The organism is Nonomuraea sp. NPDC000554, assembly GCF_040300065.1.
Lineage (GTDB): Bacteria > Actinomycetota > Actinomycetes > Streptosporangiales > Streptosporangiaceae > Nonomuraea.
Map to the genome: position 1 here is coordinate 1 of NZ_JBEPDC010000001.1, position 24,800 is coordinate 24,800.

The following is a 24,800-nucleotide window of genomic DNA, read 5'->3' on the forward strand; positions in this document are numbered from 1 at the left end:
ATCCCAACCAAAAAGGAATCCGTCAAATCAATGACGGGGTTTGTGCATCATGCACTGGCTTTTAACACACTGTTGAGTTCTCAAGAAACGGACGCTTACTCCCCGGTCCTGCGAGAGGCGCTCATTTCGTTGTGTCTTTATTCTTTCAGCGACCGTATTTTCTGTCAAATTCGGCGCTTTCGGAATTTCAGACCCACCCCGTCTCCGGGGCAACCCCTCTAACTTACTCCCAAGTCCGACTCTTGTCGAATCGCACTGCTGCGGACATGATCCGTCCACAAAAGGGATCTTGCTGGAGGTGGTCACCGGAGCGAGGCCGACGATCAACGTCGTCCTCGTGGGACTGGTGAACTCTATGTACGCCTCTGGCAACCGTCAAATCGGGGATTTCACTCCGGTGCCGTCTCATTGGAGGGGTAGGTAGCCCGCCGTGAGCGATCAATCCATGCCGAGAACACTCGCCATCCTGCTGGGGATGGCTTGCGCGGTGGTCACCCTCTTCGGCGTGCGCGAGGTCGCGTCCATCGTCGGACCGGTCGTGCTGGCCCTGGTGCTGGTCGTCGCCGTCGCCCCGGTGCGCGACTGGCTGCGCGACCACAAGGCCCCGGGGTGGATCCAGGTGGCCGTGCCGTTTCTCATCGTGCTGCTGGTGCTGCTCGCCATGGTGGGAGTGCTGACGATCTCGGCGACGGAGCTCGCGTCGCTGCTGCCCGCGTACACCAACCAGTTCCAGCAACTCGTCAACAACGCGGAGCACTTCGCCACCACGCACGGCATCAGCAACGCCCAGCTCAACAAGCTGATCCAGTCGTTCGATCCGGCAAAGGTGATCGGGATCCTGCAGAGCCTGCTCTCCAGCGTGCTGGACGTCCTGTCGGGGCTCTTCCTGATCGTCGTGCTGTTGCTGGCCATGTGCCTGGACGCGCCGGTGACGGCGAAGATCCTCTCCTCCGGAGGAGACAAGCCGCACCTGGTGACCGCGCTCGCCACGTTCGCCCACAAGACCAGGCGCTATCTGATCGTGTCGACGATCTTCGGGCTGATCTGCGCGGTTCTGGACGTGGCCGCGCTGTCGATCCTGGAAGTCCCGCTGCCCTTCCTCTGGGGTGTCCTGGCGCTGATCACCAACTACATCCCTAATGTGGGCTTCGTCCTGGGGCTGATTCCCCCGGCGATGCTGGCGCTCCTGAACGGCGGCGTCAAGCAGATGCTGCTCGTCATCGCCGCCTATTGCGTCATCAACGTCGTCATCCAGTCGTTCATCCAGCCCAAGTTCCTGGGCGATGCCGTCGGGCTGTCGACCACGATGACGTTCGTGTCGCTCGTCGTGTGGGCGTTCGTCCTCGGACCGCTGGGCGCGCTGCTCGCGATCCCGCTCAGCCTGCTGACGCGGGCGCTGCTCGTGGACAGCGACCCGAACGCCAGGTGGGCCGCCGCGCTGATCTCGGGCACGCCGCCCAGCAGGACCTAGGGGTCGAAAGCCCCGCCGGGTCGGCAAGGGACATGTTGGAACCCGGCCGAGAGGCCACGGCGCTGATCGACCTCTGAAACTAGACGAGCTGCCCGAGAGCGACCCCGCTCAGCCGCTTGACGTCGTTGGACAGGTGCGGCTGGTCGGTGTACCCGGCCGTGGCGGCGACCTCGGCGAGCGGCACCCCCGCCCGTGCCAGCTTCAGCGCCCGCTGGAACCGGACGATCCGCTGCAATGTCTTGGGCGCGTAGCCGAAACTGGCCACGCTGCGCCGCTGGAGCTGCCGCTCGCTGAACCCCAGGTGCCAGGCCACCTCGCCCACGCTCCGCCCAGTGCGCAGGGCGGCGGCGATGTCGGAGGCGGCAGGGTCGGGCCCGGGGGTCTGCCGAAGCCTGGCCACGACCATCGCCCGCAGGACGCGCAACCGCCGTGCGACGTGCTCGTCGAGGCCGAAGGGCGGCGTCGGCTCCCCCGCGACCGCGTCGAAGCCGAGGGACGCCCCCTCACGTTCCGGGAACGGCTCGCTGAGGGGCGGCAGCGCATCGAGGGCCGCGAGGGGAACGCGCTGGTCGCGGAGTTCCTGGAGAGGGACGCCGAACGCCTCCCCGACCGCGCCGGGCTTGAAGCGGATGCCGGTGAAGGTGTCGCCCTCTCGTACGGACACCGGTGCGGGCCCGGTGTCGGGGCCTGCCACGAAGAGCCCGCCAGGCCCCCAGATCAGGTCGACGCAGCCGTCGGGCACCACGAGCTGGACGCCGTCGGCCTCGCCGTGCTGGTGCCAGAAGCAGGCGATGCGGTCGGCCAGAGCTCGGTCGGGGGCCCATTCCGCGTACATGCCTCAACGCTACGTCCCGGCACCGACAGAACCGCCCAGGCTGAGGTGCCGGCGGCCGCGTGGAAGGACCGTTCAGAAGTCATCGCATGCAGGAGCCACCATCCGTACGGGACGCGGGCAGGGGTGCCGGAGTCAACGCCGGCGGCGGGCGCGCGCTGGTCTGGGCCCTGGGGGCGTATCACCCGCCAATATCAGGCAGGCGGCCGTAGGCGCGGAGGGTCTTGAGGCGGTGCATGGTCACGTAGCCGCCCCACTCGTGGGCGACCACGGGCGTCCACATCAGCCAGTTCCCGCTCCATCCGCCCTCGGCCGACTGGGCGGTGAGGAGCGCGTCGAGGTGGCGGTCGAGGACGTCCGCCTCGAAGAGGGGAAGCCGCAGCGGCTCGGGGGCGAAGTCCAGCGGGAAGTGCGCGTGACCGGGTGCGTCGGGGTCGAGGGCGACGGTCGCCAGGATCGCCTCCCGCAGCCGCGCGAACTCGGCCTCCGCGCGTGCCCTGTCGGGTACCAGGTCGAGGAAGGTGATGACGGCGCGGGCCTCGTACGGCGTGGTCTGGGAGATGTCGGCGATCTTCGCCCAGCAGAAGTCGGTGGCGGGGCCGAGCCAGGGGTGGTCGATGCCGTGCTTGTGCAGCAGCCCGGCGATCGAGGCGGTCGGGACGAGGCTGCCCGGCGGGTCGTCGTCCGTCTCCCACCAGGGGGCGCGCGGGGTGTCGCGGACGGTGGGCAGCACGAACGGGACGCCGCCGTCCTTGGCGGTGACGCTCAGCAGGTAGTCGCAGGCGGCGGCGACCGCGGGCCCGGTGAGGGCGTCGTGCTCGTCCAGGATCCAGAACGCCACCTCGACCGGCTCCGGCTGGCTGCCCGCGCCGCGCAGGTCGGGCTCGAGCGCGTTGCCGTACCCGCCGTCGGGGTTCTGGTAGCAGCGCAGGACGTCCAGGACGCGTCCGCGGGGCGCGCCGGCGAACAGCGCCTCGAACCTGAGCCTGTCGATCAAGCGGGCGTTGAGCTGCAGGTATTTCTCGGCCCTGGCCAGTGTGTCCATGTGGCGACGCTATCTGTTGCCTCGGCGGTTCTCTTGTAAGGATCGGACGCATGCGGCGATGGGACGACGACGAGCGGTTCACCGGCCTGTGCGACGCGGCGGCGATGCTGCCCGCGGTGCGGCAGTTGGACGCGGCGATGCGCGTGGACGGCTGGGTGACCGAGGATCCGGACGCACATCTGCTCCCCCACCTGCGCGCCGTGCCGGGGTGGGAGGTGCTGGGTGAGCGGCTGCTCGACGACGGTGTCTACGAGGTGGTCGCGCGTCCGGTCGAGCCGTTGGCCGGGATCGACGCGCACCGCGCCGCGATCAGGCTGCTGTCGGCGATCGCCGAGCCGTCCTTCCTGGTCCGGCAGAGCGCCGAGAACGTCTTCGACTGCGTGACCGGGGTGATGCCCGGAGACCCGCCCGGGTTCGCGTCGCACGGGCACCTGGTGCGGCTGGTCGTCACGCAGTAGCGAGGACGTCCGAGGAGGTGCGGCACGATAATCGCGTTGCCGCCGCCGGTCACCGCCGCCTAGGCTCCCGGGCATGTCGTGCTACTTCGCCGCTCCGTTCGTACGCATCCGCCACAGCCGGGCTCTGGCCCGCTAGCGGACGCGGCTCTCCACACGCGCGCGTCCGCGGCGCGCCCAGGGCCCTTCGAGACCTTTCCCATCTCGAGGACCCGAAAGGGCAGCAGCTGTGGCGCAGAACTTCGCGCACGGAAACTATTCACACACTCAGAAGAAGGCCAGGAACGGCGGCGGCGGTCGCACGCCCAGAGACAGGGCGCGGCGCGAGCTGTCGCAGAACTTCCTGGTTGACAGGCATGCCCTGGAGCTGGTGGTCAAGGCCGCCGCTCCGGAGGGGCTGGTGCTGGAACCCGGGCCCGGCGAGGGCGTCCTGACCCTGGCGCTGGCCGAGGCGGGCGCCCGGGTGGTCGGCTACGAGATCGACCCCAGGCTGGCGGGCAGGCTGGCCGCCAGGACCCGCGACGATCCCCGGATCGACGTGGTCAGGGGCGACTTCACGGCCGCGCGGGCGCCGCGTGAGCCGTTCGCGGTCGTGGGCAACATCCCGTACTCGGTCACGTCCGGGATCGTCGACTGGTGCCTGCGGGCGCCCGCGCTCACCTCGGCGACGCTGCTCACGCAGCTGGAGTACGCCCGCAAGCGGTCGGGTGACTTCGGCCGCTGGAGCCTGGTCACGGTCAGGTCCTGGCCGTGGTTCCGCTGGAGGCTGGGCGACCGGATCGGCCGGGAGAGCTTCCACCCGGTGCCCTCGGTGGACTCGGCGATCCTGCGGATCGAGCGGCGGCCCGAGCCGCTCGTCGCGTCCCGCCGTGACTACCAGCAGCTGGTCGAGCTGGGGTTCGGCGGGGTGGGCGGCTCGCTGCGGGCGTCGCTGCGGACCCGCTACCAGGGGGTGGACGCGGCGCTCGCCGAGGCGGGCGTCGCGCGTGACACCGTGGTCGCGTTCGTCCACCCCGACCAGTGGGTCAGGCTGTTCGAGCGGCTACACCGGTGAGGTGACCCGCGCCGGGCCCGCCGGTTCGATGGGCTCGGCCAGCGGTGGGGCCGTCGGGTTGCGGCGGCCCCACGGCATCGCCACCAGCAGGATGGGCAGCAGCACGATCGACGCCCGCGACCAGTCGGCGTGCAGCAGCCACCAGTCGTTGTCGCCGAACTGGGTCATGTACAGGTACCCGTACGCCGACCACACCGAGACGCCGATGATGGCGGGCCAGGCGAACCTGGTGGGCCTGGCGACCAGGAACGGCATGAACCACAGCAGGTACTGGGCGCCCAGCCGGGGTGTGACCACCATGAAGATCAGCAGGACGGCCGTGGTCAGGTCGATCGGGTCGGCGCGGCGCCACAGGAGCACCGCGGCCACGACGCAGACGTAGATCAGGTTGGTGCCGATCTTGGCCATCTCCGGTTCCAGCGACCAGTTGCCTCCGGTGAGCTGAGGGGTCCAGCCCCACTCGCCGACGATCGGCCTGATGTCCTGGATGACCTTGATGACCTCGGGGATCTGCTGCAGCGACGTGCCCGCGAAGATCGGCAGCGTGACCAGGAAGAACAGCGGCACCAGGCCGGTCATGAAGAGCGCGGCGATCCTGGCGCGCAGGTTGGGCAGGAGCAGCAGCATGCCGGGGATCAGCCAGATCGGCCAGCTCTTCGCGCACAGCGCCAGACCCATCAGCAACCCTGCCAGCGCGCCCCTGCGCAGGTCGGCCCGGTCGCTTCCGCCGGGGAGCAGCGCCCTGTGCAGCATGCCGCCGGGGCCGAGCACCCGCCGCAGCGCCGCCCGCCAGCCGTAGGTCGTGACGCCCCGCCGGACGCGGGTGACGATCTCGGTGGTGACGCCGACCCGCTCGGGCGCGCCGGGGCCGCGGGCGACCACGAACGCGGCCACGCCGAAGACCAGGGCGACAGGTTCGACCTGGCCGTGGATGGCGGCGACCAGCAGGGCGAGCGGGTTGAGTGCGTACTGCAGGGCGCGCAGCGACGCCTTCGGCCCGCCTGCCAGCTTGGCGACCAGCGGGATCAGCACGATGTCGGCGACCACGGTGACCAGGCGGCCCGCGTACTCCCACGGGATGCCGAGCCAGAGCAGGATCCCGTACATGTAGGGGATGGTCGGCAGGAAGTGCCAGCCGCCCTCGCTGGCCAGGACGGGGTCCTGGCCGTTCAGCACCGCCTCGCCCGCGGGCTTGAAGCTCTCGACGAAGTCGACGGGCTGCCAGGAGTCGTGCGCGGCGGTGAACATGAGCAGGACGCGCACGACCACGCCCACGAGGATCGCGACAATGAGTGGCGGCCGCCAGTCGCGCCACTGGGCGATCAGAGCGGTCACTACTCCGGCGGCGAGGATGATCCCCGTGAGAACTGCGTAGTCCATGGCGACATCTAGCCTGCCGTACGGACAGAAGTGCTTCACACCTGGGGTTGTCCATTCTGTGTGCCGACATGCCGGGTCGTAACGCGATAGAACATGACCGTCTGTGTTGAACTCTTTCCATGGGGGGATCGCAGGTCAACCAGGCTTTGGTCAGGCTCTACTTCGAGGTGCGGGACGGGCTTCGCGACCCGGTCGCGGCCTGGGCGAAACTCACAGGAAACTCAGAGCTGTACCGCCACGCTCGAGGGGGTCGCCGGGTGCCGCTCGACGACGGCACGGCGGCGGAGCTGACGGCCGCGGCGATCGTCCACACCGCCGCCGAGCACGGCCCTGACCGGGTGGCGGCGCTGTCCACCTCACCGCTGGCCGGGCTGGTCGGCGGGCTCGGCGGCGCGGTGCTGACCGAGCAGCCGATCGCGCCCGAGCAGGTGCTCGGCCGCGGGTTCCGCGGGCCGCGGGCCGAGGACTGGGCGCGGGCGCCGTACGTGCTGCTGTGGGGGGAGAACAACCGGACCGTCCGCACCCCCGACACGCCGTGGGTGATCGCCGGGCGCTACAAGGGGCAGAAGGTGGTGGCGATCGGGCCGCACCCGACACGGCTGTCGGACGAGACGCTGGTCGTCCGTCCCGGCACCGACGGGGCGCTGGCCATGGCGATGGGGCACGTGCTGCTCAAGGAGTTCTTCCTCGACAGGCCCGCCTTCGCCGGGCACGCCATGGACCGCACCGACCTGCCGTTCCTGGTGCGGCTGCGCGAGCACGGCGGCGCGTTCGTCGCGGGCGGGCTGCTGGGGCGGGCGTCCGGGCGGCTCAGCCTGTACGGGGCCGAAGCGGTCGAGGTCCTGCTGCCGCGCTTCGACGACGGGCCGGGCGTGCTGCGGCGCGGGGTGCCGGTGGCGCGCGAAGGCGACCAGCTCGTCACGACGGTGTTCGACCTGCTGCTCGCGGTGTACGGGGTGGCCCGCGGGGGGCTGCCGGGCAGCTGGCCGAGCGGCTACGACGACCGCCACGAGCCGTACACGCCGGCCTGGCAGGAGGCGCAGACGGGGGTGGCGGCGTCCCGCGCGTTGAAGATCGCCCGGGAGCTGGGGGTGACCGCGGAGAAGACCGGCGGGCGGTGCGTGATCGTGCCCGGCTGGCTGGAGACGGCGCACGCCGACACCGCCTACCGGGCGATGCTCGCGCTGCTCGCGCTGACCGGCTGCGGCGACGGCTGGGCGCAGCCCGGCGGCGGGTCGGCCATCCCGCTGGTGCCGTACCTGTGCCTGCACGCGTGCGGCGAGGACGCCTCGGACGTGGGGGCGCTGAGCTGGCGGCACGGCGAGGGGCTGTTCGAGCGCCGCACGGCCCGGTCGGTGCTGCTGGAGGCGGTGCGCGACGGGCTGCCGATGGCGCCGGCGCCGCGCGTGCTGGCCATCCCGCGTCCGATCTACCCGCTGCCGCCGCAGGTGGAGCTGCTGATCGGCCCGGACGACGGCTGCGACCTGGCCCCGCCGGACGTGCGCCTCGTCGCCGACGCGGTGGCCAGGCTGGCGCTCGACCACCACCTGGAGCAACCGTACGTGCAGCAGCCGCACGCGGAGCCGCCCCCGCAGGAGGAGGACCGCATGCGGCTGCTCGTCGACCACGCCTGGATGCACGAGTACGGCGAGGCGCTGCCGACCTATCGCCCGCCCGGGCCGGGCCTGCCGGTCAAGCCGACCCAGCTCGTGCGCTCGCTCACCCCGTGAACCCCTTGAAGATGCCGGTGAACTCGTAGGCCGTCTGGGAGATGCCGCTGCACGTCGGCGAGACGCTGCCGTTCGGGCAGCCGCCGTTGTCGCGGCCGACGGACCAGAAGCCGACGAAGCCGAGGTGGTTGGCGTTGGCCCAGTCGCGGAGCTTGCGGGCGTCGGCCTGGGTGGTGGTCTGGCCGGTGTCGTTCTTGCCGATCATCGGGGTGACGCCGAGCATCCGCTTGAGCTGCGCGTCGGTCTTCGACGGCCAGATGCCCTTCATCTGGTTGAGGGTGGCCTGGGCGGCGGAGACCATCGCGTCGCCCCAGTTGCCCGTGTGGCCGAAGTCCATGACCATCGGGTTGACGGTCACGTTGAGGCCCTTGGCGGCGGCGTCCTGGAGGATCTGCACAGAGAACGGGTCGAGGCCGTAGTCCTGCCCCTGGATGCGCAGCGTGTAGCTGATGGACGTGCCGCGCTCCGACTGGAGCTGCTTGAGCGCGCTGTTGACCTTGTTGACGTCGATCGACGCCTCGACGTCGACGTCCAGGTGGTTCGTGCCGACCGTGTCGAGCACCTTCTTGTAGGCGGCGAGCAGGGTGGCGGTGGTGCCGCAGTTGTGCTCGAGGTACGGGCCCTGGGCGCCGCCGCTGGCGACGATCACCTGGCCGCCCTGGGCCTGGAGGGCCTTGACGTCGTTGATGATGCGCGCGTCGGTGAGGGGGATGGTGCCGCCCCAGGCGGGGTTGCACCCGGTGCTGTCGCCGAGCGCGAAGGCCAGCGTGTAGTTCTTCACGCCTGTCGCGTTGGCGGCGCTGACCAGCGACGGGGTGGACATGGTGATGTCGATGTAGGGCGCGTAGCGGATGTCCCCTGGGGGCGGCGTGCTGTCGTTGCCGGTCTTCCCGCCGGCCGAGGCGGTGTAGGCGGAGCAGTTGCCGGCGGCGTCGCAGGCCTTGACGCGGAAGCCGTACGTGGTGTCGGGGCTGAGCCCGGTGGCGGTGTAGCCGGTCGAGGTGGCGGTGACGGGGGCGCCGTTGTCCCTGGAGATCTCGTAGTGGTCCACGCCGACGTTGTCGGTGGAGGCGGACCAGCTCAGGGTGAGGCTGGTGTTGGTGGGGCCGCCGACCGTCAGGTTGCCGGGCACGGTCGGGGCCTGGGTGTCGGGTGTGCCGCCCGGGCCGTCGAGGACGAGGTCGTCGGCGAGGTAGGCACCGGTGCCGTACCAGCCGTTGACGTACACCGACACGCTCGTGGTGGTGGCGGGCGTGGTGAAGGACGTCTTCAGTTGCTGCCACTGCGCGCCGGGCGCGCCCCAGGTGCTGGTGTCCACGCCGGCGCCGGTCGCGCCGAGGAAGACGTAGTCGCCCCGCACCCACCCGGACAGCTGGTACGTCGTGCTCGGCTTGACGGTGATCGTCTGCTGGCAGCGGGCGTAGTCGCTGCCGGCCGGGGTGGCCTGGAGGGCCTTGGCGCCGCCGTGGACCGGCGACGACACGGCCTGGGCCGCCGACGTGGCCGAGCAGGTCCAGCCGCTCAGCCCCGACTCGAAGCCGGGATTGGCCAGGATGTTCGCCGCGAGAGCCGGGGCGGCGGAGAGGGTGGTGAGTCCCAGGGCGAGCACGGCTGCCGCCGCGAGTCCTCGAATCTTCATGGGGTTCCTCGCATCAGTGATCTCAGGGCGCCCCACCGCGCGCCTGGGGACGTGCGGTGGGGCGGCTGAGGAGAGCGGGATCGCCGCTCTCCCGTCGCCGTGGCCTAGAAGCCAGCGGTGATCTTGGTGAAGTCCCAGTTCGCCTGCGAGATGCCGCTGCAGTTCGACTGGACGCCGCCGCCCGGGCAGGGCCGGTCACGGTTGACGGACCAGAACGCGAGCCTGGTCAGGCCCCGGGAGTTGGCGTAGTCGCGGATCTGCGTCCAGGTGCTCTGGTTGGTCAGCTCCTGCTGGTCGGACAGGCCGTTCATGCCGGAGATGCCCATGTGCGCGTACGCCTGGGCGTCCGACCAGGAGAAGGCGGTCTTGAGGGCGTTCTTCAGCCCTTCGGACGCGTTGACGGTGCTCTGGTACATGTTCGCGCCGCCGCCGAAGTCGAACGGCATGATCGTGTAGTTGTCGATCGGCACGGCCAGTTCCTTCGACCGGTTGATCAGCCGGGTGCCCCAGTAGGTCGGGCCGGAGGTGGAGGTGCCGAAGGTGACGACGACCTTGACGTTCGGGTTGTTCGACTTGACGATCTTGAGGCCGTTCAGGATGCGGTCCTGGACGACCTCGCTCTCGAACTCGTCGGTGTTCTCGATGTCGAAGTCCACCACGGCGGGGCCGACGGCGTTGATGACCTGCTGCACCGCGCCGGCGAACGCCTGCGGCGTGGAGCAGTTGGGGCCGAGCTTGTTGCCCTGCCAGCCGCCGAACGAGATCTGCACGCTGCCGCCTGCCGCCTTGATCGCGGAGATGGCCTGGGCGTCGGCTCCGCCGGTCAGCGGTCGCTGTCCGTCCCAGGCGGGGGTGCAGCCGCCGCTCGACAGGATGAACGCCATCGTGAACGACTTGACCCCGGTCGCGCTCATCACCGTGCCGGGCGCGGGCGGGTCGCCCCAGCCCATGTAGAGGTAGGGCGCGCCGGGCAGCTTGCTGCCACCGGACGAGCAGCCGCTGGTCGCGCCGGTGACGGAGGCACTGGCCGCCGACTCGCCCGCCGAGTTGTACGCCTTGACGGTGTAGGTGTGCGTGGTGCAGGCGCCGAGCGAGCCGATCGTGGCGGACGTCCCCGTGACGGTGGCGGCGACGCCGGAGCCTTCGTAGACCCGGTAGCCGGTTACCGTGCCGGAGGACGCCCCCCACGACAGCGAGATCGAGCTGTTCGTGGAGCCGGTCACGCTCGGCGTGCCGGGCTGGCCGGGGGCGCCGGGGTTGCCGCCTCCGCCGCTCACGACCTTCCACAGGGCGGGGACGTTCGGCGGCTCCCAGCCGGGCTGCGAGGTGTGGGCCTGGATGCACTCGTAGTCGACGCCGTTGTAGGTGACGCGGGCGCCGATCGCGTAGGGCGTCCACGCCGCCCAGGCCGGGTAGGCGGCGACCTGCTGGACCGCGCCGTACGCGGACTGCACGGTGGTGGCGAGCCCGGCGCCGGCCAGCGCCAGGGCGGCGAGTAAGGCGAGGATCTTACGGCGAAATCTCATGGCATTCCCTGAAGTGCGGCTTGACGGACGTGGCTGGCGTGCCGCACGGCCCGCGCCGGGGGGTGAGAGCGCGAGCCGTACGGCACGGCCCGCGAGGTGCGGCGGGCCGTCGGGAGGCATCGGGGAGGCGTGGGGGGCGTCAGCGGCGCTGGTTGCGGGGCCGGGTCAGGGGGATGAGGTGGGCGCGCCGCATTACTTTTAGGAAAGTTTCCTAAGAGTTGCCGCGATCGTAGCCTTGACAACAGCTCCTTACAAGACCCAATCGGCACCTGGAGGCGTTGGAGCCGTGCGCGAGGTACCACGACAGGGAAGCTGACAGCGGCTGCCAGGTGAATGCCAGGCCGCTGCCAGCGCCCCCGGGCACCTTGGGCGTCATGACATACGCGATCGAAGCCGAAGGCCTCGTCAAGAGGTACGGCGACAAGGCCGCGCTGGCCGGGATCGACCTGCGGGCCAGGGCCGGGACCGTGCTGGGCGTCCTCGGCCCCAACGGGGCGGGCAAGACCACCGCCGTCCGCATCCTGGCCACCCTGGCGACTCCCGACGAGGGCCGGGCCGTCGTCGGCGGGTTCGACGTGACCCGCCAGGCCGGCAAGGTCCGCGAGCTGATCGGGCTGACCGGCCAGTACGCCTCGGTGGACGAGAAGCTGACCGGCACCCAGAACCTGGTGATGATGGGCCGCCTGCTCGGCCTGAGCAGGGCCGAGGCCAGGGCCAGGGCGGCCGAGCTGCTCGACAGGTTCGGCCTCGCCGAGGCCGCCGGGCGGACGTCCGGCGGCTACTCGGGAGGCATGCGCCGCCGGCTCGACCTGGCGGTCAGCCTGGTGAGCAGGCCCCGGATCCTCTTCCTCGACGAGCCCACCACCGGCCTGGACCCGCACGCGCGGGGCGAGCTGTGGCAGACGGTCAGGGGGCTGGTCGCCGACGGCGTGACCGTGCTGCTCACCACCCAGTACCTGGAGGAGGCCGACCAGCTCGCCGACGACCTGCTGGTGATCGACCAGGGCAGGGTGGCGGCCGCCGGCACCCCGGAGGAGCTGAAGGCGCTGGCCGGAGGGCATCGGCTGGACGTGCGGCCGCTGCGCCCGGCGGACGTCGAGAAGGCCGAGGCGATCCTGCGCACCCGGGCCGTCGGGGGCCTGCTCAGCATCCCGGTGCACGACCTCGCCGCGCCGCCCGCCGTCCTGCGGGAGCTGGACGACGCGGGCATCGTCCTCGCCGAGCACGCCCTGCGACTGCCCTCCCTCGACGACGTCTTCCTCACCCTGACAGGAGCCTCCACGTGACCACCGCGATCTCCCAAGGGTTGACGCTGGCCTGGCGCAGCCTCGTCCCGTTGAAGAACAGCCCGGGCCAGCTGGCCGCGATGCTGTTCCAGCCCGTCTTCATGATCGTCATCTTCGTCTACCTGTTCGGCGGCGCGGCGGGCGGCAACCGGGACGAGGCCGTGCTGTACATGCTTCCCGGCGTGCTCACCCAGGTGGCGTTGATGGCGACGATCGGCACCGGGATGAACCTGGCGACCGACATCGGCAACGGCGTGTTCGACCGGTTCAGGACGATGCCGATCGCCAGGTCGGCGCCGCTGGCCGGGCGGGTCCTGGCCGACATGCTGACGCTGCTGATCACGATGACGATGTCCATGCTGGTCGGTTACGCCGTCGGGTTCCGCGTGCAGACCGATCCGCTGAGCGCGCTGGCCGGGATCGGCCTGGTGCTGCTGCTCGCGATGGCGCTGAGCTGGGGGTCGGCCTGGATCGGGCTGGTCGCCAAGTCGGTGACCAGCATGCAGGGCATCTCGACGGCCGTGCTGCTGCCGCTCACGTTCGGCAGCAGCGCGTTCATCCCCGCCACCGACCTCCCGGGCTGGCTGACCTGGTGGATGGGCGTCAACCCGGTCTCCCATCTGGCGGGCGCGCTGCGCGGCCTCATGGTGGGCGGTCTGCACGCCTCCGACGTGTGGATCACGCTCGGCTGGACCGCCGCGCTGTTCGTCTTTTTCGTCCCGCTCGCGCTCCGCGCCTACACCAGGAGGGTCCGATGATCGAGACCACCGAGACCATGACCACCCGCGACGGCGTCGAGCTGGTCGCCACGCTCTGGCGCCCGGACGGGCCCGGCCGCTTCCCCGTGCTGCTGTCGCGCACCCCGTACGGCAGGGCGATAGCGGGCCCCGGCTTCCATCTGGACGTTCCGCGCCTGGTCGAGGCCGGGTACGCGGTCGTCGCCCAGGACGTGCGCGGCACCGGCGACTCCGGCGGCGTATTCCGCTTCCTGACGGGCGAGGCCGCCGACGGCCGCGACACGGTCGAGTGGGCCGCCCGCGCGCCCTGGTCCGACGGCAGTGTGGGCATGTTCGGCGACTCCTACCTGGGCATCACCCAGCTCCTCGCCGCGCAGGAACGTCCCGAGGGGCTGAAGGCGATCGCACCGCACGTCGCCCCCGCCGGGCTCTACGAGTGCGTCTACCAGCCCGGAGCCGTCCCGAACCTGAACGTGATCCTGACCGTCAGCCTGCTCGTGCTCGCCACCGGCGAGCTGGAACGCCGGGTCAGGCGCGGCGCCGCCGAGCCGTCGGACCTGGACCGGTTCAGGGCCGCCATCGGCCTCCCCGATCGGCTCCCCGAGACCATGCAACGGCTGGCCGAGCGGCTGCCGCTCAGCGACCAGCCGCTGCTGGCCGACCTCGTCCCGTTCTACGCCGCCTGGATGGACACCCCCGACCCGGAGGCCGGGCTGTGGCAGGACGGCGTCATCCACTACGACAGGATCGACGTGCCCGCGCTGGTGAGCACCGGCTGGTACGACTACTTCCGTGACGCCTCGATCGGCCACTTCCAGCACCTGCGCGGCGACTCGCGGCTGATCGTCGGCCCGTGGACGCACTTCACCCACGACCGGGCCATCGGCGGGCGCGACTACGGCGACCTGGCCGGGCAGGACGCCATCGACTGGACCGGCATCCACCTCGACTGGTTCGGCCGCTGGCTGCGCGGCGAACCGCCGGCAGGCCGCGCCTCGGTGGAGTACTTCGTGATGGGCGCGGACGAGTGGCGCACCGCCTCCGACTGGCCGCTGCCCGGCGCCCAGCGTGTCACCTACCACCTGGGCGCGGACGGGACGCTCGGCACCGCCGCCGTCGAGCCCGGCACGCTGGATTTCGCCGCCGACCCCGACCGTCCGGTGCCGACGCTCGGCGGTGCGGTCATGTCGTTCGACGCGTTCGGGCCGCTCGACCAGCGCCCGCTCGACGGGCGGGATGACGTGCTGCGCTTCCAGAGCGAGCCGCTGGCGGACGGGGTCGAGGTCAGCGGCCCTGTCGAGCTGGTCGTGCTGATCTCCTCGACCGCCGGCGGCGCGGACGTCACGGGCAAGCTGGTCGACGTCCACCCCGACGGGCGGGCCGAGCTGCTGACCGACGGCGTCACCCGGGTCGCCGGGCTGTCGCCGGGCGAGGTGCGCGAGGTCCGGGTCGAGCTGGGGGCGATCGCGAACCTGTTCCGCCCCGGGCACCGGATCAGGATCGACGTGGCCGGGTCCAACTTCCCCCGGTTCGCCAGGAACCCCCACAAGGGGGTCACCACCCTGCATCAGCCGTCCTACGCGACCATCCCGACCAGCTCGTAGAGCTCCTGGAGGGACGCCGCCGCCCCCTTCGCGTGGCAGGCGTCGAAGCGTTCGGCGCCGAGCGCCTCCCTGGCCGACGCCGCCCCGGCCACCGTGTCGGAGAAGGTGTCGGGGATGGCGTCCTGCGGCTGTGCCGCGGCGGACGCGCCGAGCAGCACGGCCGCCCGCTCCGGGTCGCCGTCCGCGAGCGCCGCGAGCGCGAACCCGGCCAGCACGGACGACAGCACCGGCTGGTCGGGAGTCGTGCCGAGCGTGCCGAGCGCCAGCCGGTGCTGCTCGATCGCGGCCTCCGGCTGCCCGGCGAGCGACAGCGCCCTGCCGTACCCGGTTCTGACCGAGGCGACGAGCTGCGCGATCCGCGGCACCTCCGCCAGCAGGACGAGCGTGTCCCGGTAGGCCGCCAGGCAACGCTCCGCGTCGCCGCGCTGGTAGGCGAGCGCGGCCTCCCCCATCCCCAGCACGACCAGCGTGTAGGCGGACGTCTCCTCGTGCGCGATCGCCCTGGCCCTGGCCAGGTCGGCGGCGGCGCCGTCGAGATCGCCGCCCTGGGCGCGGAGCTGCGCCGTCCGCGTCAGCGTCGAGATCGCCTCCTCGGCGCTGATCCAGTCTCTCGTGAGCGACTCGGTCTCAGCTATCAGGTCGTGGGCCGGCTCGCCGTTGGCGGCCCGCAGCGTCGCCAGGCCGATCAGCGCCTCGCTCAGCCCCCACCGGTCCCCCAGCTTCCTGAACCCGGCCACCGCCTGCTCCAGCGCCTCCATCGACCGGTTCAGGCCGATCATGCGGGCCGCGCTGGCCAGCCAGAGGTCGTCGCTGTCGCTGTAGCGCTCGAGCAGTTCGACGGCGTGCTCGTCACGGCCCGAAGCGGCCGCCATGACCGCCAGGCTGAGCCGCAGCAGCGGATGGACCGGGCCCTCCCGCTCCCCCGCCTCGATCAGGCCGTCCATCTGCTCCGACAAAGCCTGCATCGCGGGACGGTCGGTGACGATCGACGCGAACAGGCTCACCCCATGCGCGAACAGGCACGCCGTGTACGCCCGTACCAGGCCCTCCGGTGGGGTGTCGCCCGCGAGGTCGAGCGCCTGCCTGGCCCACGTCGCGCTCTCCTCCCGGTACCCGCACATCCACCAGTACCAGTTCAGCGCCGCGCACAGCCGGAGCGCGATCTCGACGTCCCGCTCGTCCAGCGCAAAGCGCAGGGCCGCGGCGCAGTCGTCGCGCTCGGCTGACAGCCGCTCGATCCACTCGATCTGCGCGCCGGTCCTCAGCTCCGGCACCGCCCGCTCGGCGAAGCCCAGCAGGTGGACGGCGTGGCGGCGCCGGTACTCGCCGACCTCCCCCGCCTCCGCCAGCCGGTCGGACGCGTAGGCGCGGATCGTCTCCAGCATCACGTAGCGGCCCTCGGACGTGACCTGGACCAGCGACTTGTCGGCCAGCGCGCCCAGCACGTCGGCGGTGCTCCCGCACACCGCCTCGACGGCTTCCAGCGTCGCTCCGCCCGCGAACACGGCCAGCCTGCGGGCCAGCTCCCGCTCCGGCTCGTCGAGCAGGTCCCAGCTCCACTCGACGACCGCCCTCAGCGTCTGCTGCCGGGGCAACGCCGTCCGGCTGCCTCCGGTCAGCAGCCGGAACCGGTCGTCCAGCCGGTCGGCGAGCTGCTGCGGCGTCATCGTCCGCAGCCGGGCGGCGGCCAGCTCGATGGCCAGCGGCATCCCGTCCAGCCTCCGGCAGAGCGCGACCACGGCGGTCACGTTCCCGTCGTCCAGCGCGAACGCGGGCCTGGCGGCGACCGCCCGGTCGAGCAGCAGCCGCACCGACGGATAGCCGGCGGCGCGCTCCACCCCCACACCCGTCGGGGGCTGCTCCAGCGGCGGGATGGGCGCCAGCCGCTCCCCGGGGACGTTCAGCGGCTCCCGGCTGGTCGCCAGGACGCGCACCGCCGGACACTCCCCTGCCAGCCGCCCGGCCAGCGTCGCGGCGGCCTCGACCAGGTGCTCGCAGTTGTCCAGCACGATCAACGCCGGCCGCGCGCCGAGCGCCTCGACGACCTGCCCGACGGGGTCACGCTCCTGGATCGCGGCGGCCGGCGGGCGCGGGTAGCCGAGGTGGTCATCACGCAGGCCCAGAGCGTCCAGGACGGCCCCCGGGACGTCCGCCGGGTCGGTGATGGAGGCCAGTTCGACCACCCAGGCGCCGTCGAGCTCGCCGGCCAGGCGCAGGGCCGCCTCGGTGGCCAGCCGGGTCTTCCCCGCGCCGCCCGGCCCGACGATCGTCACGATCCTGGCGTGGCCGAGCAGGGACGTGAGCTGCCGCAGCTCGTCCTCCCTGCCGATGAAGCTGGTGAGCGCGGCCCGCACGTTGCCGCGCCGCGCCACGGGCTCACCCGACGGGGCCGGGGGGATGTCGCCCGTGAGGACGGCCAGGTGGGCGGCGCGCAGGTCGGGGCCGGGGTTCACGCCGAGTTCGTCGGCGAGCGTGCTGCGGGTCCGCTCGTACAGGGCCAGCGCGTCGGCCTGCCGTCCGGCGGCGGCGAGGCCGCGCACGGCGAGCGCGCACAGCCGCTCCCGCAGCGGGTTCGCGGCCACGTCCGCGGCCAGGTCCACCGGCAGCCCGGCCGCCAGCCGGATCTCGGCCCGCGCCTCGACGGCGGCCAGCCGGTCCTCCTCCAGCGTGGCCGCCACGTTCGCCAGGTGCGGCACCCCGGTCAGATCGGCGAGCGCGGGCCCGCGCCACAACGCCAGCGCCCGATCGAGCCCGTCCGTCACGGCGGTGAGGCGCCTGAAGCGCAGGGCGTCCACCTGGTCGGGCGCGACCGACAGCGCGTAGCCGCCCTGCCGGCTCTCCACGACCTCGTACGGCCTGATCGCCACTCGCAGCCGCCTGACCAGGGTCTGGAGGGCGTTGGGTGCGTTGGCGGGCGGCGCCTCGGGCCAGAGGGAGTCGATGAGCCGCTCGGCCGTCACGGTGCGCCCCGCTTCGAGGGCGAGCAGGGCCAGCAGGGCCCGGACCCGGAAGCCACCGAGCAAGATCGGGCCCTGGTCGCCGGTCACCTCCAGGGGGCCGAGGATCGATATCCGCACATGTCACATCCTGCCCGAGCGGTTCGGATCGGCGCGCAGCCCACCGTCCGGGTGAGGCTCGCGGGTCCGGCGCGGCAGGCCCGCACCGGACCCGCGAGGGGTCAGAAGTCGTCCGGCGTGCGGACGCGGTCGCGGACCCAGACGCCCGCCGGCTTGAGCCGGGAGGTGCCGGTGTAGGGCCCGTTGGGGCAGGTGCCCTGGGTGAAGACGGCGCCGGAGCGCTCATCGTCGGAGTAGTTCCAGTTCACCCAGCTGATCTTCTTCTGCGCCATCAGGTCCAGGTACTGCTGCGACCTGGTGAAGTTGTTCGACCCGTCACCGGAGGCGGTCTGCGTACCGAACTCGGTGACGAACATCGGGAGCTTGTCGGCCGCCCGCGACAGCGTGTTCAGGTACTCGGTGCCGTGGGACGCCGCGTAGAAGTGGAACGTGTACATGATGTTGGACGCGTTGACCGGGTTGTTGACGACCTCGGTCTCGTTCGCCCCGTCCGAGACTCCCAGCGACGACCAGGCGCGCGTGCCGACCAGGATGGGCGTTTCGGGGTCGTACTGCCTGATCACCGGGATGAGCTGGTTCGCGTAGTTCCTGATGGTGGACCAGGACACACCGCTGGGCTCGTTGGCGATCTCGTAGAGCAGGTTGTTCTTGCCGTTGTGCCGCTGGGCGATCTCGGTGAAGAACGTCTTGGCCCTCGCCAGGTTGTAGGTGGGGTCGCCGGGGTCGAGCATGTGCCAGTCGACGATGGCGTACATGCCGCGCGAGGTGGCCTGTTCGATGAGGTTGTGCACCCGGTCGGTGAACTGCCGGGGGTTGGTCTCGTACCCGCCCTCCTGGATGTACATCGAGATCCGGAGCACGTCGGCCTTCCAGTCGTCGGCCAGGGCGTTCAGCGACGCGGTGTTGAGACACTGGTAGTACCACTGCAGGCCGTGCGAGCTCATCCCGCGGAGCTGGATCTCCTTGCCGTGCTCGTTGCAGAGCCGCACCCCGCACACGTGGAGCCGGCCGTTCGCGGCCACGGGAGTGCCGGTGCCGCCCGCCGCGGTGGTGGCGGTGACGGGTGCGCCGCGGTCCGACTCGTTGCCGGACGGGTCGCGCGCGGTGACGGTGTAGGTGTGCGTGGAGGACGCGGCCAGCCCGGTGACCGTGGTGCTGGTGCCCGTCACGGTGGCCACCACGGTGTCACCCTCGCGTACCCGGTAGTCCTTGATCGTGCCGCTGTTGTCCGTGGCGGCGTCCCAGGCCAGGCCGATCGAGCTGGACGTGGTGCCCGTGGCGCGCGGGTTGGCGGGCACCGAGGGCTTCTCGGTGTCGGGCGGCCCGGCGACCGAGAGGCTCAGCCGGTCGAGGTTCGGCCCGCCGTTGACCGTGGTGGACGTGGCCTTGACCGTGTTCGCGCCGGCGTTCAGCGCGGCGGGGACGGTGACGTCCTGCCAGGTGGTCCAGGCGCCGGTGCCGGGGAAGTCACGGTTCACGGTCGTGCCGTTGACCGTGATGTCCATCGGACGGTTCGTGGTGGTGCCGTTGGCGAAGCGGAAGGCGAGCGTCGCGTTGCCCGCCGTGGCCGCGTTGACGGTGAACTCCACGGACGAGCCGGTCACGTTGTCGTAGTTGACGAAGCCGGTGCCGGTGAAGCCCGCGTGGTTGGACTCGACCACGCCCTGCGTGATCACGGCGTCCTCGGCCTGGTAGTCGTTCGACGGCTGCGCCACGTCGACGTCGATGTAGTCGAGGTTGGGGCCGCCGCTCACGGTGGTGGACGTGGTCTTGATCGTGTTGGCGCCCGCGTTCACGGGGGCGGTGAGGGTGGCGGACGCCCAGGTGGTCCAGGCGCCGGTGCCGGGGAAGTCGCGGGTGACGGTGGTGCCGTTGACGGCGATGGACATCGGCCGGTTGGTCGTGGTGCCGTTGGCGTACCGGAGCGTGATGGTGGCGGTGCCCGCCGTGGCCGCGTTGACGGTGAACTCCACGGACGAGCCGGTCACGTTGTCGTAGTTGACGAAGCCGGTGCCGCTGTATCCGGCGTGGTTGGACTCGACGACGCCCTGGGAGATCGTGGCGTTCTCCGCCTCGTACCTCGTGGCGGCGGCCTGGGCTGGGGTGACGTGCAGGAAGGGGACGACGATCGCGGCCAGGGCTGCCAGCCGCACGGGTCGGTGCATGGGGGGTGCTCCAAACTCGTTTATTAAGAAAGTTAACTAACGAGCAAATCGGAGCATAGATCGGACCTCTGCTCCCGGCAAGGGCCCAGACATGCGGTACGGCTCGCGCGACCACCCCTAGCCGCGCGAGCCGTACTCATCTCAAACGGCGAACCCGCCGAACAACAGCGCCGCCAGCCCCAGCGCGAGCAGCAGGTTCACCGCCGTCGCGGCGGCGAAAACGCCGACCGGACGCCAGCCCGCCTCCCTCAGCGAGGAGACGCGGAACTCCAGCCCGATACTGACGAAAGCCAGAATCAGGAACCACACCCGAAGGTCGTTCGCCACCCCGACGGCCGCCTTGTCGCCCCCTGCGGCCAGATACCAGGTGGCGATCACGGACGCGGCGACGAAGCCGAGCACGAACTTCGGGAACCGGTGCCACAGATCGGCGGCGCGCGGGCGCGGCGCGTCCGGACGGCGCTCCACCCTGAACGCGAAGTACGCGGTCAGCGCCACCGCGACCACGCCCATCAGCGCGTTCTGCGTCACCTTGACGATGGTCGCGACCTGCAGCGCCTGCTCCCCCACGATGGCGCCGGCCGCAGTGACGGCGGCGGTGGTGTCGATGTTGCCGCCGATCCACGCGCCCGCCACCTCCGGGCTCAGCCCGAGCACCCCGGCCAGCCAGGGCAGCACGAAGATGGACGGCAACGCGAACGCGATGACCAGGCTGGCGCTGTAGGCGAGTTGCTCCTTCTTGGCCTGCACCGCGCCGGCCGCCGCGATGGCCGCGCTGACGCCGCAGATGGAGACGGCCGAGGAGAGCAGGGCGCGCAGCCTGTCGTCCAGACCGAGCCGGCCGCCGAGCCACCAGGTGAACAGGAAGACCCCGCTGATCAGCACGATCGCCTGGAGGACGGCGGGCCCGGCGGCGGTCGCGATCACCTTGAGGTTGATCGACGCGCCGAGGAGCACCAGGCCGGTCTTGATGAAGAACTCCGTCCTGAAGCCGCCCGTGAGCCGGTCCCGCCACCCGGTGGCGGTCAGGACGGCGTTGCCGAGCAGCCCGAGCGCGATGGCGTAGACCGGGTACTCGACGGCGGCTCCGAGCTGCTCGAACGGGCCGCCCTCGGTGGCGTCGGGGACTGTCTGCTCCAGGAACCTGGTGGCGGCGGCCAGCGCCAGCACGACCACGAGCCCGCCCGCGACGCCCGCGCCGGGCCCGGCCTGCCTGGTGACCTCGGTGCTCATCACGGCACCAGCCCCACCGGGATCACGCCCGCGACGACCAGCACGAGCAGCGCCAGTCCGACGATCGTCGCCGCCCAGTCCTCGTTGATCGACCAGCGGCCTCGGGGGGTGTCAGGCATGAATCCATACTAAACCCCTAGGGAATTCAGGTAAAGCCCTTTCCGTGGATGTGTTCGTCGCGCACGCTCCGGGCGGCTCACAACGCAGGCGATAACGAAAAGTTATGGATGACCTAAACTCGGTGTCATCGTTCAGTAACGTTCCGCTCATGGTCACGTCGCAGCACGAGGCGCTCCATCGGATCTTCCAGGAGGACACCTCCCTCCTCGCCCGCACCTTCGAGCGGCTGGAGCTCCCCTTTCCCGAACCCCTCCAGGTCTCGGTGCTCAACCCCGAACTCACCGAAATCGCCCCGATCGAGCGGCGCGTCGACACGCTGCTGAAGCTCGAGACGAAGCTGGGCGACCACCTGCTGGTCATCGAGTCGCAGTCCCGGCGCGACGACAGAAAGACCGGCAGCTGGGCCTACTACCTCAGCTACTTGCACGAGAAGTACAAATGTCCCGTAACCCTGCTGGTGATCTGCCAGGACGCCGTCACGGCCAGCTGGGCGCGGCTTCCCAAGAGGATCGGCCTCGCCGAGTGGCCGTCGCTGGTGCTTTACACGATCGCGCTGGGCCCCGACAACGTCCCGGCGATCATCGAGAAGGCCGAGGCGTCGGCGGATGTGGTGCTCACCGTCTTCTCCGCACTCATCCACGGGCGCTCGCCAAAGGCCGGTGACATACTAGAAGTCCTGGCCACCGCCCTGGACACCATCGACACCGATACCGCCGGATTCTTCACCGAATTCACCGAAGTGGGCCTCGGCAACACCGCCGCCCGAAAGCTGTGGAGGGGATTGATGTCCACCAAGACCTACCGCTACCAGTCGGAGTACGCACAGCAGCTCCGCGCGGAAGGGGAGGCCGCCTCCGTGTTGCGGGTTCTGGAACGACGCGGCGTGCCGATCGACAACTCCGTTCGCGAACGCATCATGAGCTGCAGCGACACGGAACTCCTCTTCACCTGGCTCGACCGTGCGATCATCGTCCAGTCAGCGGACAAGCTCTTCGACTAAAGTGCCTGCCCGCACCACGGTGACAGCGCCCACGCCCACGAGGACCACCCCTCACACCCGGTCCACGTAACCACGGCACGCCCAAACGCGGCCGCGCAAAAGGGTGCGGAGAATCCCGATGACCACCAAGACGTACCGCTACCAGTCGGAGTTCGCAGAGCAGCTCCGCGCGGAAGGACGCGCGGAGGAGGCAGCACATAATGTGCTGGTGGTTCTGAAAGCGAGAGACATCCCCGTCGACGACTCCGCACGCGAGCGCATCATGACATGCAATGACATCGACCTCCTCACGAAGTGGATCCGCCGAGCGATCACCGCTCAGTCGGCGGAGGAGTTGTTCGACTGAGGGTTACGCATGCACCAGGGTGATGACGCCGGCGCCCATGAGGGCCACCGCCCACATCCGGTCCACGTTGAACCAGGCGCGTCGGAGCACCGCGAGCCCCAGCACCTCGTAGACGAGCACCGCCACCAGCCCCGCCACCACGAACATCGACAGCGTGTGCAGGGCCGCCACCGCCAGGCCGCCGCTCAGCGCGTGGCCCGGATGGCCCTCCACCCGCAGGCCCGTGAAGACCGGCAGGAGCATGAGGCCGGCGCCGTGGGCCGAGGACATCAGGAATGACCAGCCCGCCAGTTGCCAGAGCGACAGCCGCATGCCCACCCAGCGGAAGTGGCGCTTCGACAGCAGCCGCCACAGCCCGAAGGCCACCAGGACGACGCCGCCTCCGATCGACAGCACCGTGCCCGTGACGAGCGACCCGGTGGCCCCCACGACGACCGCCACCAGCGCCACCGAGGCCAGGTGTCCCAGGGCGATCGCCGGGATCGACTGCAGCAGCAGGTCCCTGCTGCGCTCCTGAAGGCCGCGGGCCACCGCGAAGAGCCAGCCCATGGCGGGGTTGAGCCCGTGGAAGGCGCCGAGCAGGAGGACGGTCGCGACGGTCATGGGTAGCAGTAGGAGTCGGAGGACGCGTCACCGCCCTGGAGCCGTACCTGGTGCGGGCGCAGGCCGCGGAAGTCGTCGCCGTGCGGGAAGAAGCGGCCGTCGAAGGTGAACGCGTCCGCGTCGATCTTGGCCAGCCAGGCGCCGACGCCCTCGGGGTAGAACTGGTCGTCCCAGGCCCCGTAGAGGGAGTTGGTGACGTACACGCGGCGTCCGTCGCGGCTGACCTCGACCATCTGCGGGCCGCCGCGGAGCGGGAGGCCGGGCCGGGCGGGGTGGGGTTCCTGCCGGACGATGCCGCCGATCCGCAGCGAGCCGAGTTCGACGGGTTTGAACGGGTCCGACACGTCGTACTGCTTGATCTCGCCGGTGCCCCAGCAGGAGACGTACAGGCGCTGGTCGTCCACGGACAGGTCGATGTCGGTCACCAGCGGCGGGACGGCGCCGAACGGCTGCAGGACCGGCGGCAGCCGGTCGGCGGCGGCGGGCTCGGCCGGGATGGAGATCACCTTGCGGGCCTGCCACCGCCCGTCCTCGTGGAACCAGACCCAGACGGACGCCGACAGATCCTCCACGCTGGTCACCACGCCGGCGAACCCGTAGGTGCGGGTGGGGTCGTGGGCGGGGCGGAGCTCCAGCGTCATCTGGTGCTGGTCGCCGAGGTCCACCTCCTGGACGTGCCGGCGCTTGCGCAGGTCCCAGAAGTGCAGTTTGTGGCCGTACTTGCGGCCGAGCAGCAACTCCCCGACGACACCGTCCTCGATCATGGACGGCGTGCCCCACTCGGAGGACACGAGCACGTCGTGGTTGATGTGCCACCAGAAGTCGTAGGCGAGGTACTGGGGACCCCTGTCGACCTCCCACCGGCCGAGCACCTCGAACGAGGTGTGGTCCAGGATCGCGATGCCGCCGGGCCCCTCGTCGCCGTTGGCGCCGCCGAGGGCGGAGACGTACAGGCCCTCGGGCCCGCAGTGGACGGTGTGCGGACGCGAGTAGCCGGCCCGCCTGGCCAGTTCCTCCGCCTCGATGACCTTCACCAGTTCCGGGCTGACCCGGTCCTTGGTGTCGTAGATGTGGATCCGCGAGGACCGCAGACCCGGCACGACCAGGTAACGCCGCTCGACGTGCGGGTGCGGCGCGTACGGGCACAGCGCGCTGCTGCACGCGTTCCACCCGAAGTGGTGCAGCTCGTCGCCGGTGTTGGGCAGGTCGGTCCAGCCGACGACCGTGCCGTATCCGGGCGAGGCGGGGTCGGTGTCGAGGACGGTCAGCGCGTCGGGCCGTTGCGCGGCGCGGTCGAACGCGGCGACGTAGGCGAGCTTCTCGGCCGGAGCCGCGGCGGCGTCGCGGGGCGAGGGGTAGAACGTGGGGTCGGGTGTCCAGAGCGTCATCTTCTCAGCTATTCACTCTTTTCCCTACAAGGTCAATAGGGTTCTTGGTCTGGTCCTTCCGTCTACTGATGTCCGGCCGCCAGGAAAGGAGTCGGTTTACCCGGCACAT

At 70.9% G+C, this 24,800-nt stretch carries 19 protein-coding genes; 9 read left to right on the forward strand and 10 right to left on the reverse strand.

Annotated elements, in window-relative coordinates:
• Positions 1 to 430 precede the first annotated feature (430 nt).
• Positions 431 to 1,471 (forward strand): AI-2E family transporter, encoded by a 1,041-nt coding sequence (locus ABT294_RS00005; RefSeq protein WP_350802362.1) that lies wholly within the window; start codon positions 431 to 433, stop codon positions 1,469 to 1,471.
• A 79-nt stretch (positions 1,472 to 1,550) separates the two neighbouring features.
• Here ABT294_RS00005 and ABT294_RS00010 read toward each other — a convergent pair whose 3' ends face one another.
• Both ABT294_RS00010 and ABT294_RS00015 read right to left on the reverse strand, forming a co-directional pair.
• Positions 1,551 to 2,306 (reverse strand): DUF6597 domain-containing transcriptional factor, encoded by a 756-nt coding sequence (locus ABT294_RS00010; RefSeq protein ID WP_350802364.1) that lies wholly within the window; start codon positions 2,304 to 2,306, stop codon positions 1,551 to 1,553.
• A gap of 178 nt (positions 2,307 to 2,484) precedes the next feature.
• The gene (locus ABT294_RS00015) at positions 2,485 to 3,348 is read right to left on the reverse strand and encodes a hypothetical protein (protein ID WP_350802365.1); all 864 of its coding nucleotides are present in this window, start codon (positions 3,346 to 3,348) and stop codon (positions 2,485 to 2,487) included.
• Positions 3,349 to 3,398: 50 nt separating this feature from the next.
• On the opposite strand from ABT294_RS00015, the gene ABT294_RS00020 reads away from it, so the two are divergent.
• Entirely contained in the window at positions 3,399 to 3,806 is a 408-nt protein-coding gene (locus tag ABT294_RS00020) for a hypothetical protein (protein WP_350802366.1), read from the forward strand.
• A gap of 325 nt (positions 3,807 to 4,131) precedes the next feature.
• On the forward strand, positions 4,132 to 4,857 hold the full coding sequence (gene erm, locus ABT294_RS00025) for an ErmE/ErmH/ErmO/ErmR family 23S rRNA (adenine(2058)-N(6))-methyltransferase (RefSeq protein WP_502911949.1): 726 nt from the start codon (positions 4,132 to 4,134) through the stop codon (positions 4,855 to 4,857).
• Here erm and ABT294_RS00030 read toward each other — a convergent pair.
• Complete coding sequence (locus tag ABT294_RS00030; RefSeq protein ID WP_350802369.1) at positions 4,846 to 6,237, reverse strand: putative hexosyltransferase; 1,392 nt, start codon at positions 6,235 to 6,237, stop codon at positions 4,846 to 4,848. The genes erm and ABT294_RS00030 overlap by 12 nt on opposite strands.
• A gap of 119 nt (positions 6,238 to 6,356) precedes the next feature.
• On the opposite strand from ABT294_RS00030, the gene ABT294_RS00035 reads away from it, so the two are divergent.
• Entirely contained in the window at positions 6,357 to 7,967 is a 1,611-nt protein-coding gene (locus ABT294_RS00035) for a molybdopterin-dependent oxidoreductase (protein ID WP_350802370.1), read from the forward strand.
• Here ABT294_RS00035 and ABT294_RS00040 read toward each other — a convergent pair.
• Positions 7,957 to 9,606 (reverse strand): carbohydrate binding domain-containing protein, encoded by a 1,650-nt coding sequence (locus ABT294_RS00040; RefSeq protein WP_350802372.1) that lies wholly within the window; start codon positions 9,604 to 9,606, stop codon positions 7,957 to 7,959. The genes ABT294_RS00035 and ABT294_RS00040 overlap by 11 nt on opposite strands.
• Positions 9,607 to 9,710: 104 nt before the next feature.
• Positions 9,711 to 11,132, reverse strand: coding sequence for a carbohydrate-binding protein (locus tag ABT294_RS00045; RefSeq protein ID WP_350802374.1), 1,422 nt, complete (start codon positions 11,130 to 11,132; stop codon positions 9,711 to 9,713).
• Positions 11,133 to 11,506: 374 nt separating this feature from the next.
• On the opposite strand from ABT294_RS00045, the gene ABT294_RS00050 reads away from it, so the two are divergent.
• The 3 genes from ABT294_RS00050 to ABT294_RS00060 are packed head-to-tail and all read left to right on the forward strand — an operon-like array spanning position 11,507 to position 14,759.
• Entirely contained in the window at positions 11,507 to 12,418 is a 912-nt protein-coding gene (locus ABT294_RS00050) for an ATP-binding cassette domain-containing protein (protein WP_350802375.1), read from the forward strand.
• The gene (locus tag ABT294_RS00055) at positions 12,415 to 13,176 is read left to right on the forward strand and encodes an ABC transporter permease (RefSeq protein WP_350802376.1); all 762 of its coding nucleotides are present in this window, start codon (positions 12,415 to 12,417) and stop codon (positions 13,174 to 13,176) included. The genes ABT294_RS00050 and ABT294_RS00055 overlap by 4 nt, the downstream gene beginning before the upstream one ends.
• Positions 13,173 to 14,759, forward strand: coding sequence for a CocE/NonD family hydrolase (locus tag ABT294_RS00060; RefSeq protein WP_350802378.1), 1,587 nt, complete (start codon positions 13,173 to 13,175; stop codon positions 14,757 to 14,759). Before ABT294_RS00055 ends, ABT294_RS00060 begins: the two co-directional genes overlap by 4 nt.
• Here the strand turns inward: ABT294_RS00060 and ABT294_RS00065 are convergent.
• The 3 genes from ABT294_RS00065 to ABT294_RS00080 form a co-directional block, all read right to left on the reverse strand.
• Positions 14,732 to 17,836 carry an AfsR/SARP family transcriptional regulator gene (locus ABT294_RS00065; protein ID WP_350802379.1) on the reverse strand — a complete coding sequence of 1,035 codons (3,105 nt, stop codon included), beginning with the start codon at positions 17,834 to 17,836 and terminating at the stop codon, positions 14,732 to 14,734. The genes ABT294_RS00060 and ABT294_RS00065 overlap by 28 nt on opposite strands.
• Positions 17,837 to 17,937: 101 nt before the next feature.
• Complete coding sequence (locus ABT294_RS50785; protein WP_502911932.1) at positions 17,938 to 20,001, reverse strand: cellulase family glycosylhydrolase; 2,064 nt, start codon at positions 19,999 to 20,001, stop codon at positions 17,938 to 17,940.
• A gap of 141 nt (positions 20,002 to 20,142) precedes the next feature.
• Positions 20,143 to 21,234 carry a YeiH family protein gene (locus ABT294_RS00080; RefSeq protein WP_350802380.1) on the reverse strand — a complete coding sequence of 364 codons (1,092 nt, stop codon included), beginning with the start codon at positions 21,232 to 21,234 and terminating at the stop codon, positions 20,143 to 20,145.
• 268 nt (positions 21,235 to 21,502) lie between these two features.
• Between ABT294_RS00080 and ABT294_RS00085 the strand changes: the two genes are divergently transcribed.
• Positions 21,503 to 22,354, forward strand: a complete 852-nt coding sequence (locus ABT294_RS00085) for a hypothetical protein (RefSeq protein WP_350802382.1) — start codon at positions 21,503 to 21,505, stop codon at positions 22,352 to 22,354.
• Positions 22,355 to 22,472: 118 nt separating this feature from the next.
• On the forward strand, positions 22,473 to 22,700 hold the full coding sequence (locus tag ABT294_RS00090; protein ID WP_350802384.1) for a hypothetical protein: 228 nt from the start codon (positions 22,473 to 22,475) through the stop codon (positions 22,698 to 22,700).
• A gap of 3 nt (positions 22,701 to 22,703) precedes the next feature.
• On the opposite strand, the gene ABT294_RS00095 is transcribed toward ABT294_RS00090, so the two are convergent.
• Complete coding sequence (locus ABT294_RS00095; protein WP_350802385.1) at positions 22,704 to 23,303, reverse strand: hypothetical protein; 600 nt, start codon at positions 23,301 to 23,303, stop codon at positions 22,704 to 22,706.
• Positions 23,300 to 24,691, reverse strand: coding sequence for a selenium-binding protein SBP56-related protein (locus ABT294_RS00100; protein ID WP_350802387.1), 1,392 nt, complete (start codon positions 24,689 to 24,691; stop codon positions 23,300 to 23,302). Before ABT294_RS00100 ends, ABT294_RS00095 begins: the two co-directional genes overlap by 4 nt.
• Positions 24,692 to 24,800 lie beyond the last annotated feature (109 nt).